The sequence below is a fragment of the Neisseria sp. P0001.S005 genome (assembly GCF_051963715.1).
This window is the reverse complement of sequence record NZ_JBQCTZ010001035.1, coordinates 1-245: the sequence shown is the minus strand read 5'-3', so window position 1 is coordinate 245 and position 245 is coordinate 1. Positions and strand designations below refer to the sequence as shown.

1 protein-coding gene is annotated in these 245 nt (G+C 47.3%); it reads right to left on the bottom strand.

Annotated elements, in window-relative coordinates:
* Positions 1–20 precede the first annotated feature (20 nt).
* A partial coding sequence (locus tag ACTHSP_RS23975) for a F0F1 ATP synthase subunit B family protein (RefSeq protein ID WP_440346936.1) occupies positions 21–245 on the bottom strand: 225 nt, incomplete at its 5' end.

Genomic DNA, 245 nt, shown 5'->3' with positions numbered 1-245 from the left:
TTGCGAACTCTGCCATAAGATTACAGCTCCTGTTTTAAGGTACTGAGCAAATCTGCATGTTTGGAAGCATCAACTTCCTTGCGCAAGATAGATTCCGCACCTTTAACAGCCAGTGTAGCAACCTGTTCGCGCAACACTTCGCGCGCACGGTTAACTTCTTGCTCCACATCAGCTTTTGCTTGGGCTGCAATGCGTGCTGCTTCATGAGAAGCTTGCTCTTTGGCTTCTTCTACAATTTTTGCAGC